At 65.8% G+C, this 9,155-nt stretch carries 11 protein-coding genes and 1 pseudogene; 2 read left to right on the top strand and 10 right to left on the bottom strand.

The features are described from left to right. Positions 1-1,462 (top strand): M41 family metallopeptidase (locus AC1DYI_RS19310; protein ID WP_477205750.1); only part of this gene is annotated, 1,462 nt, incomplete at its 5' end. Between the two features lie 11 nt (positions 1,463-1,473). Here AC1DYI_RS19310 and AC1DYI_RS19305 read toward each other — a convergent pair. The 9 genes from AC1DYI_RS19305 to AC1DYI_RS19265 all read right to left on the bottom strand — a co-directional run bounded on the left by AC1DYI_RS19305 (position 1,474) and on the right by AC1DYI_RS19265 (position 7,739). After that, entirely contained in the window at positions 1,474-1,836 is a 363-nt protein-coding gene (locus tag AC1DYI_RS19305) for a bleomycin resistance protein (RefSeq protein ID WP_477205749.1), read from the bottom strand. Positions 1,837-1,856: 20 nt separating this feature from the next. Beyond that, the gene (locus AC1DYI_RS19300; RefSeq protein ID WP_477205748.1) at positions 1,857-2,348 is read right to left on the bottom strand and encodes an ASCH domain-containing protein; all 492 of its coding nucleotides are present in this window, start codon (positions 2,346-2,348) and stop codon (positions 1,857-1,859) included. 32 nt (positions 2,349-2,380) lie between these two features. Continuing rightward, the gene (locus tag AC1DYI_RS19295) at positions 2,381-2,920 is read right to left on the bottom strand and encodes a GNAT family N-acetyltransferase (RefSeq protein ID WP_477205747.1); all 540 of its coding nucleotides are present in this window, start codon (positions 2,918-2,920) and stop codon (positions 2,381-2,383) included. Positions 2,921-2,988: 68 nt separating this feature from the next. Continuing rightward, positions 2,989-5,004, bottom strand: a complete 2,016-nt coding sequence (locus tag AC1DYI_RS19290) for a heparinase II/III family protein (RefSeq protein ID WP_477205746.1) — start codon at positions 5,002-5,004, stop codon at positions 2,989-2,991. 152 nt (positions 5,005-5,156) lie between these two features. Further along, positions 5,157-5,525 (bottom strand): hypothetical protein, encoded by a 369-nt coding sequence (locus AC1DYI_RS19285; RefSeq protein WP_477205745.1) that lies wholly within the window; start codon positions 5,523-5,525, stop codon positions 5,157-5,159. A 20-nt stretch (positions 5,526-5,545) separates the two neighbouring features. Continuing rightward, entirely contained in the window at positions 5,546-6,031 is a 486-nt protein-coding gene (locus tag AC1DYI_RS19280; RefSeq protein ID WP_477205744.1) for an N-acetyltransferase family protein, read from the bottom strand. Positions 6,032-6,068: 37 nt separating this feature from the next. Then, positions 6,069-6,614 carry an RDD family protein gene (locus AC1DYI_RS19275; RefSeq protein WP_477205743.1) on the bottom strand — a complete coding sequence of 182 codons (546 nt, stop codon included), beginning with the start codon at positions 6,612-6,614 and terminating at the stop codon, positions 6,069-6,071. Positions 6,615-6,783: 169 nt separating this feature from the next. Then, complete coding sequence (locus AC1DYI_RS19270; RefSeq protein ID WP_477205742.1) at positions 6,784-7,053, bottom strand: VF530 family protein; 270 nt, start codon at positions 7,051-7,053, stop codon at positions 6,784-6,786. Positions 7,054-7,118: 65 nt separating this feature from the next. Then, a complete protein-coding gene (locus AC1DYI_RS19265) occupies positions 7,119-7,739 on the bottom strand; it encodes a glutathione S-transferase family protein (protein ID WP_477205741.1) in 621 nt (206 codons plus the stop codon). Positions 7,740-7,842: 103 nt separating this feature from the next. Between AC1DYI_RS19265 and AC1DYI_RS19260 the strand changes: the two genes are divergently transcribed. Next, positions 7,843-8,835, top strand: a complete 993-nt coding sequence (locus tag AC1DYI_RS19260; protein ID WP_477205740.1) for a helix-turn-helix transcriptional regulator — start codon at positions 7,843-7,845, stop codon at positions 8,833-8,835. A 19-nt stretch (positions 8,836-8,854) separates the two neighbouring features. On the opposite strand, the pseudogene AC1DYI_RS19255 reads toward AC1DYI_RS19260, so the two are convergent. After that, positions 8,855-9,155: pseudogene (locus tag AC1DYI_RS19255) on the bottom strand (porin); the annotation flags it as partial.

The raw sequence follows: 9,155 nt of genomic DNA, 5'->3' as shown, positions 1-9,155 counted from the left end.
CTACCAGGACGTCTGGGCCCTGCTCTCCGACGGCCGCCTGCCGCCCGCGCTCTCGCTGTTGGGTGACATCGAATCGTCCATCGCCGAGGCCGCCTTCGACGCCGAACGCGCCGATGCCGACGATGCCAAGCGGCGCTTCAAGCTGCGCAGCTGGGAGGCACAGGAGCTGCAACGCAACCTCAAGCTCGACGAGCCACTGATGGAGATCATGTCCTGGTCGCCCGAGCAGATCCAGGATCGCCTGCGCGCCTTCCGCGAGAGCGGCCAGCAGCAATGGGAGACTGACTACAGCCGCCTGCTCGTCTTCGTCTGCGGCAACCTCGACGAGATGTACACGGATCTCGCCACCAGCGTGGACGACTGCGACAGCGATGCCGACATCTTCCACTCGCTGACCGGCAAGTTGAGCGTCATCGACGTCAAGCAGGCGCTCAACAAGCGCTTCAAGCCCGAACAGGTGGCTCGGCTGGGCAACGAGCATGTGATCTACCCTTCCCTCTCGCGGCGTGCGTACGAGCAGCTGATCGAGCAGAACTGCGCACGCTATGYCAGCGAGACTGCAACGCGCTGCGGCCTGCGCTTCGAGCTGGCCGCCAGCGTGCGCGAGCAGATCTATGCGAACGCCGTCTTCCCGGCCCAGGGCACGCGGCCGCTGTTTTCATCGCTGCACGCCATCCTCGGCACCGGCCTGGCCAAGGCGGCGCTGTGGGCGCTCGAGCGCGGCGCTGAAACCGGCGAAAGCGTGGGCCTCACGGCCGATGGCTGCAGCCTGATCGCCCATTGGCGCGGCCAGTCGCACGCCATTGCCGCGCCCTTCGAGATCAGCCGCCTGCGCCAACGCAACAACGCCGACTTCCGCGCGCTGCTGGCCGTGCACGAGGCCGGCCACGGCCTGGTCCACGCCCTGCTCTTCGGCCGCGCGCCGCAGGAGATCAAGATCCACGTGGCCAGCTTCGAGGGCGGCTACAACGCCTACACCTCGCGCAAGGTCTGGTCGCGCCGCAACCTGCTCGACTCCATCTGCACCAGCCTCGCCGGCCGCGCCGCTGAGCTGCTCGTCTTCGGGCCCGAGCTGAGCTCCAGCGGTGCCGAGAATGACCTGCGCAAGGCCACCGAATCGGCTGCCCGCATGCTGCGCCACTATGGCCATGGCGCGCGCATCGGCCGCAGCGACGTGTCCACCAACAGCGACGACAACCTCTGCACCGACGTGGAAGCCAGCAACGCGCCGATCGAAGCGCTGCTGCAGGACGAGCACGCACGCGCCACGAAGTTGATCGAAACGCATCGCGGCGCACTGCTCGCGCTGGTCGACGAGCTGATGCTGCACGGTCAGGTGACGCCGGCGCGATTTGCAGTGGTGGTCGGGCTGCCATTGGGCAGGCCGGAGGACGCGCTCGATCCCTATGCCGAGAGGTTGGCAGAGTTTCGGATGGAGGGGCTGGAACGGCTGAGGGCGTAGGAGCCTCGCGCTCAGAGCTCCTGACCGACACGAAGAAGATTGCCGTCTTCGTCGACGACCGCGAACTCCCTCATTCCCCAGGGCTTGTCTTCCAGCACATCCATGCGAGGGATGCCCCGCGACGGCAGGCCGGCCGTCATGAATGCCTTGTAGATGGCATCGACATCGGCGACCCGGAGGTAGCAGCCCGCATGAGACGTGGCGGCCTCCACTTCAGGGTGCGCGAAGAAGTGGATCTCGAGGTCGCCCCGCGTGACGATGGCATACGCGTCACCGACGATCTGCCCCTCGAAACCGAGACGCGCATAGAAGGCAAGGGTGTCGGCCAAGGACCGGCCTGGCAGGATCGGTATCGCGAGATCGGGTGATTTCATCGGTGGTGGCTTGAACGGTTTCAGGATCGGGCCGCCTCGTTGGACGACGGCTGGTAGACGACTTCGAAGCGCTCGCAGGCGACCATCATGTCTTCGGCGAACTCGCGGCCCGCCCGGGCGCACTCGCGTTCGAAGTATCGCCGGTGGCCCTGCGTCCAGTACGCCAGCGAGCCGTCGCCTTCGCCTTCCACCGCTGCGAACTCGGCCGTCACTTCATTGAACGGCAAGATCTCGACGAACCGGGTTTCGATGACACACAGCGGCTCGCCGGCCCAGTTGGTGACGATGCTGAGGTCACCGGGCGCAGGCACGCGCCGCCCCTCCGCCTCGAATGACCAGACGGAACCCGTGGTGGCGCGCTTGGTGCCTTGCAGCACCAGCGCGGCGAGTTCATCGGCCAGCGCTTCGCTGTCGCCGAAGAAGAAGGCTTCGTAGAAGCGCGATTCGTCCGCGGCCGGGTGAGTGGCGGCGAAGTCGCTCCAGAAGCCGAGGTATCGCGGAGGGATTGGCATGGTGTCGATTCCGGATGACGGACCGCATGCCTTCATGGCTTGCACCGCGCGTAGATCGCCGTGTCGCGCGGCAGCCCACCGATGTTCGGCCGCCAGGTCGCCATGCGCAGCACGCCTTCGCGCTGCAGGCCCAGCTTCTCCAGCACTCGGGCTGAGCGCAGGTTGTCGATATCTGTCGTGGCCCAGATGCGCAGGATCGAAGGCTGGCGCTCGAGCCAGCCGATCAGCAAGGCGCCGGCCTCGGTGGCCACACCGCGGCCCCAGGCCGAGCGGGCGAGAAAGTAGCCGATGTCGGCGGCATGGCCCTTGACCCGGCACGCCATGCAGCCCAGCAGCGGACCGCCGGCGCGGCCTTCGATGATCCAGTGGTACTCGGCACCGCTGGCCCAGCGGGCGGCGCAGCCATCGAGGTAGACCTGCGCGTCGGCCACCGAGCGGTGGGCCGGCCAGTCCATGTAGCGCATCACCTCGGCGTCAGCGGCCGCGTCGAAGACGGCCYGCGCATCAGCAGGTGTGGATCGCCTCAGGCGCAGTTGCGCGCCGACGATGGCTTCGGGGACTTTTTGCAGCATGGGCAGACGAAGGTTCGGGCAGCCGCGATTTTCGCAGCGTCGCCCTCCCCTTCGTCCAACCAGTCGCTTCAGTCCGCCAGCCGCGGCAGGGTCTGCACCGTGGTCGGCAGCGCCGTCTTCAGCTTGATCGCACCCGCCGAATCGCGAATCCACAGCATGCCGCCGGTGGTGGCGTTGTTGAAGCGCACGGTCACCTTGTCGCCATTGGCCAGCACGAATTCGGCACCGGTCTTGTCCGCACCGTCCGAACGCACGGCGCCGCTGAACGCATGGTCGGCCCCCAGCACGTTGAGGAACTGGGTGCTGTCGCCGGTGCTGTGGGCCACGTCGACGCGCTTGCCGGCGTTCATGTCCGAGTCGACCTTGGGCCAGTTCAGCACCTTCGATGTCAGGCCCTTGGGCGCGAGCCGCACCACGTCGAGCTGGTGGCCGCTATTCGTCATCGTCAGCTGGTCGCCGTCGATCGTCGGCTTCTGCGGCAGATTCAGCGTCCACACGCGGCGGATGCCGGTGCCGCTGGTCTGCACCCGGTCGAAGACCACAAAGGTGGCTGGCTTGATGAACAGGAACTCGCGTTCGACCTTCACCACCGAGGCCTTGCCGGCGTACATCGGCGTCACGCGGGCCAGGCCGTAGGCGTATTCGGGCTTGTCGGCCAGCGCCAGCATCTTGCAAGAGGCGTTGTAGCTCTGCGGCACCTCTTTCCCGTCTTTTTCGATCCGCACCAGGTTGTGCGGCGCTTCGTACTGCGCCAGGCCCGAATGGGTGTCGATGTTCTCGTCGAAGGCCAGCCAGCTGCCCTGGTACATCACGAAGCTGCCCTGGTCCTGGTGGGCGTGGCTCTCGGTGTACGGCCCGCAGATGAGGTTGGCGTAGGCGCCGATCTTGGCCCAGGCCGAACGCATGCTGAACTGCCCCGTGCCGCTGCCCCAGTGTGCCGGGTACAGGCGGCTCAGCGGCTGCCCAGTGAAGCCCGCCTGGTCGTAGACATAGTCGACCCAGAACTGGAAGCCGTTCTCCATCTTCGGCACCGAAGACTGCGCGAGCAGCGTCTTCGACAGGCCCGTCATCGGGTCGCTCGGGTACAGGTGCGACAGCGTCTCGAGGTACTGACGGTGGTAGTCGAAAAACGCCGCGGTCGACTCGCGTGCGTGGTCACCGGTCGGCGCCAGGCGGTCCAGCGTCGGCACGATGTCGTGCATGAACTTGTCAAACGAGGCCAGCGTGTGTGGCGTCAGGTCGGCAATGCGGTCGGTGGTCGACTTCTCCCACAGGTAGTACAGGTCGAACAGCTCACGCATCGCCGTGCCGTAGCCCGTGCCCTCGCGTGAACCGCCGCCCGTCAGGTCGCGGTTGAAGGTCGGCACCAGCTGGTCCTGGATCTTCTCGTAGCGGAACTTGTCGATCCACTGCGGCGCCAGGCTGTTCTCGTCGTGCGAGGCCAGGCCCAGCAGCATGGTGGCGCGAAGGAACGAGTAGTAGTAGTTGTTCGACGGGTTGTCGACCGACCAGCCCGACCACGGGTACTTGGTGTTGSCCCACTGCGCCTGCTCGGGGTTCCACACGTTCCACACCGCCTGGTTGGCATAGGTGACCCAGCGGCTGCGCTGGGCGGCAGTCATCTGCGCACGGCACCAGTCGTAGACCATCGACACATTGCCGATCGTCGGGCCGACGTAGAGATAGCTGTCGCCCGCCACCGTGGCGCGCTGGTTCTGGTTGATCAGCGCCTCTTCCGACTTGACGAAATCGTCGGTCAGGTCGACTGCGTAGTCACAGTACGACGCCTTGCCGGTCACCTGGTACATCAGCGCCGCATGCCAGCCGGCGAACTCGTAGTAGTCGGCGCCGTTCATCTGCGCATCGACATAATTCTTGAACCGGGTGGCAGCCGGGCTGCCGCTGCTCATCGAGGTTTTGAGCCGGCTCGAGGTTGGCGCGTCGGGCACCAGGATGCGCGGTGTGCCCAGGGGCGTGATGACGATGGCGGCCTGCGCGGCCGCCCCCAAGACAGTGCATGCGGCCATGGCGGCGGCCATGGCAACGCGCCTGGGCGCGCACGAGAAGTGAATCGAAGAGGCCATTCGGGTGTCTCCTTTTATAGGAATGTGGCCCGGATGTTGCGGTGCGCGTATCTTCGTTGTCAGCTTCTCTTGCGAGGTGTTTCAAGGACAACAAACTAGTTGCGTAAGTGGCGCGAAATGCCAAGACGCTGGGCTGCGCGTTCGACTCGAGTTCATGAGCTGAACAGGAGGAACGAATGCACCGCAAACGACGATGCAAAGCCCCAGCTGGCAGCCGAAACAATTCGAAGCAGTCCCACAGGCAGCAACGCCACACCTGCGGACACCACTGCACCGACGAAGCACAGCAAATTGAACCTGGTGAAGGCGATATCGAAAAGGTAGCCGATGACTGCGCCGAAGTCGCCCCCGTGCTTGACCGGCAAAGGAGCGCTGAGCGCAAACGGCCCCACCACTGCGCAGATCAGCGCCAGGATCCAGAACAACGGGACCGCGCGACAGCGAGCAGCCGACAGCACCGCCGCAACGATCAGCACCCCGGCGACCCCGGCATACACACATACGGCGACCAGCGTGATCATGCCCATAGGCGGAGCGCCGGCTAAGGTTGAGCGCGAGTTTCGCGGTTCATCTTGAAGACCTCAAAGTGCTTCTCGGAGGCGCCGCGAACAAAGAAGGACTCTTCCACGACGGTGAACCCATGCTTCTCATAGAAAGGTCGCGAGTTGGCCGTGGCCACAACCGTGAGTGGCCCTTCATGGCCAACCTGGGCGCACTCGACAGCTAGGACGAACAACTTACTGCCCAAGCCGGAGCCAGCGGCTTCCGCCCGAACGAACAGAAGCGTGACCTCACCCGGAACGAACCCGACGAAGCCAAGGACCCGTCCTTTGCGCTCAGCAACGAAGACTTGACCAGCCTGGATGGCCGGGTGGTGTACTTCATGCGTTCGCGCTTCGAACCAGGTGTCGAGCTGCGCGGGTGTATAGGACGCCGCACAGAGATGCAGCACCGAATCCTGGTGCGCATCGAAGATCGCCTGCGAATCTTCGAGAACGGCTGCTCTGATGGTGATGCCTGCTGGCAAGGAACGTCGCCTTCTGACGTTTCGATGTGGAGGGCGGTCAGCCGCCATTCTTGCCCGGCTTTGGACCAAATTCCGCGTCATTGCTGCTGAACATAGGCACAGCCGGGGCTCGATGGGGCTGCATGGGCGGAGTGTTGACCACGGCCGTCCTGCAGATCATGTCGGCCAAGGTTTGGCGCAAGGGATGAAAAGTGAGGAGCGTGAGCTCGACCAACAGCGGCATCAGGAGCATCAAGGGTTCATGGAGCGATAAACCGATAGCCCCACCGGTCAGAAGCATCACCACTCGCACGACCGGTCTGGCGATGCATTGGAGCGGTGTCAACTCTGATCCCGACTTGAGCGACACCACGGCGATGCCCGTCACGACTCGACCGAAGCCGAAGTTTCTGTTTGACAGGCCCGCCCAGTGGTAGCAAACAAAGAGCAAGAGAGCGCCCGCCATCTCCATTTCGATCTCACCATCAGATGGGCCGTCGATCGCCGCGGCGAGGAGCGTGACCAGAGGCAAGAGCAGCAACGTGTCAATCGTGAACGCTGCAACGCGCCTTCCGAGTGTTGCGAGGTAGGACTGCGGACTCACAGCGGCCAGTGGTCGACGTCAGGGGCAGCCGCACCTGGGCGATACCCGCTTGTGGGCGTCCCATTGACGCAGTCAAAAAGCGTCGGTACTGCCGTCCTCGACATCCAGTGCGGCGTCTGGCGGCAAGCCCTTGCGTAGCCTGGCCGAACGTGGCGGCTTGGTGATCCAGTCATTGCCCCGCGCGCTTCTGCTCGCGCAGCATGAACAGATACAGCCCTTCGACCTTTTCTCGCGCCCACGGCGTTYGGCGCAGGAACTTGAGGCTCGAGCCGATGCTGGGGTCGAGGRCAAAGCAGCGCACCGGGATGCGCTCGGCCAGGCCGGGCCAGCCGTAGGCGGCRACCAGCGCCTCGAGCATGTCGTCCAGGCGGACACCATGCAACGGGTTGCGGGGCTGGCTGGCAGGTGGGGCTGGCGGGGCGGCCGGGGTGTCGGGCATACCTGATTGTCGACCACCCGCCTTGGCTCACGCCGCCTTGGGCAGGGTGAGCCCGCGGCGCCGCGTCAGCCCTCGACCCGCATCGCCGGCCGTGCCTGCACCTTCGTCAGCCAAGCCTGCACATGGGCATGCTTGGCCACCGGCGCGCCGATGTAGACGCTGTAGCCGATGACCGAGGCGACAAGCAGGTCGGCCATTGAATACTCGGCGCCGAGCATCCACGGCTGGGTGGCGAGCCTCGCGTCCAGCAGGCCAAGCAACGCGTCGAGCCCCTCGCGTGCCGCGTCGGCATGGGTGGCGCTGCGCAGCCGCTCTTCGCCCATCGTTGCGAGTTGCAGACGCACGATCACCGCGCCGTAGGTCACGTAGGCCCAGGTACACCACGACATGGCCTGCAGCCGCTCGGGCGTGCCGGCGGCGGGCCAGAGACCCCGGGCGACGCCGTATTGCTCGCCGAGCCACAGCTGGATCGCGAGCGCTTCGAACATCGGCGCACCGTCAACGGTCAAGGTTGGCACCTTGCCGTTCGGGTTGAGCGCCAGGTACTCGGGCCGGCGTTGCTCACCAACCTTGATATCGACCTTGACGCGCTGGTGCGGCACGTCGAGTTCAGCCAGTGCGGCGGCGATCGGCGTGGCGCTCGACATCGGGTGCCAGTACAGGACGATGGACTTCGGTGCGGACATGGATATCTCCTTTAGGCCGTTGAGGATCGGTGTTGACGACGAGTCCACTGTAGGCAGCATTGCGGACAGATTCGGCCCTCGATAAGAGCTAGAGTGCGTCCACATGCTGACTTCGTCCTCGCGCCTTCTGCGCCTGCTCTCGCTGCTGCAGACGCGCCGCCACTGGGCCGGCGCAGAACTCGCCGAGCGGCTCGAGATCCACCCGCGCACCTTGCGGCGCGACATCGATCGCTTGCGCGAGCTCGGCTACCCGATCGAAGCCAGCAGCGGCGTCGCCGGCGGCTATGCGTTCAGGCCGGGCCAGGCGCTGCCGCCGCTGCTGCTCGACGACRACGAGGCGCTGGCCGTCGCGATCGCGCTGCGCACCGCGGCCTCAGGCATGGTCGGCGGCATCGAGGAGACTGCCTTGCGCGCCGTCGTCAAGCTCGAGCAGGTGATGCCGGCGCGGTTGCGCAAACGCGCCGACGCGCTGCGCACCGCGATCGTGCCGCTCGATCGCGTCGGCCCGGTCGTCGACGCCGCGCTGCTCGCCGCCCTGGCCGGCGCCTGCCGCGACCAGTTGCGTGCGCGCTTCGCCTATACCGACATCCGCGGCGCCGCGAGTGAGCGCACGGTCGAGCCGCACGGCGTCGTCCACACGGGCAGCCGCTGGTACCTGGTCGCGTGGGACCCGGCACGCGACGACTGGCGCACGTTTCGCATCGACCGCATCGTGGACCCGGTCGAGATCGGCGGCCACTTCGCGCCGCGTCCCGGGCCCGATGGCGGTGATCTGCAGGCCTTCGTGTCGCGCTCGCTGGCCGTGTCGCCCTACCCCGATCGCGCGCGCATCGTCCTGCATGCGCCGCGCGATGTGATGGCGCGGCGCATCCCGCCCGCGTACGGCCTGCTCGAAACGATCGATGCCGACCGCTGCCTGCTCCAATGCGGCGCCCATGATCTCGATCAACTCGTCTACTGGGTGCTCGCGTTCGATGTCGACTTCGAGGTGCTCGAGCCGGCGGCGCTGAAAGAGCGGCTGATTGCCGCGGCCGAACGCGTCGCACGCAGCGTCGGTATTGCCCTGCCGCCGGCGCGGCGTGGCCACGTCCCATGAGGTTGATCAGAAGGATTGATCAAAAGTCGTGCTTGATGCCGGCACCGAAGGCCCGGACAGCCACGTTGCTTTGGCTAGAGTCGACGCCGTCGCGATCGATGAACGCCTGCAGCTGGGTCCGCTTGGACAGGTCGTACAAGTAGGCGGCCTGCCAGCGCTTGCGCTCACCCGTCAGTGACGTTTGCACATCACGCTGCATCACGTTCATGACCAACGACTGTGCGCCCGAGCTCATCTTGGCGCCAATGATCCAGTAGTCGACATTGCGGCGCGACGTGGCGGTGTTCTGGTAGCGGTCCCTGCCGTACAGCACGTAGGGC

The organism is Ideonella sp. P3_A4, assembly GCF_056403075.1.
This window is presented reverse-complemented; position numbering and strand designations above follow the sequence as displayed.

Coding starts and splice junctions, on each gene's coding strand:
- AC1DYI_RS19305 (WP_477205749.1), bottom strand. CDS start 1,836: ATGAAATCACCCGATCTCGCGATACCGATCCTGCCAGGCCGGTCCTTG.
- AC1DYI_RS19300 (WP_477205748.1), bottom strand. CDS start 2,348: ATGCCAATCCCTCCGCGATACCTCGGCTTCTGGAGCGACTTCGCCGCC.
- AC1DYI_RS19285 (WP_477205745.1), bottom strand. CDS start 5,525: ATGATCACGCTGGTCGCCGTATGTGTGTATGCCGGGGTCGCCGGGGTG.
- AC1DYI_RS19265 (WP_477205741.1), bottom strand. CDS start 7,739: ATGTCCGCACCGAAGTCCATCGTCCTGTACTGGCACCCGATGTCGAGC.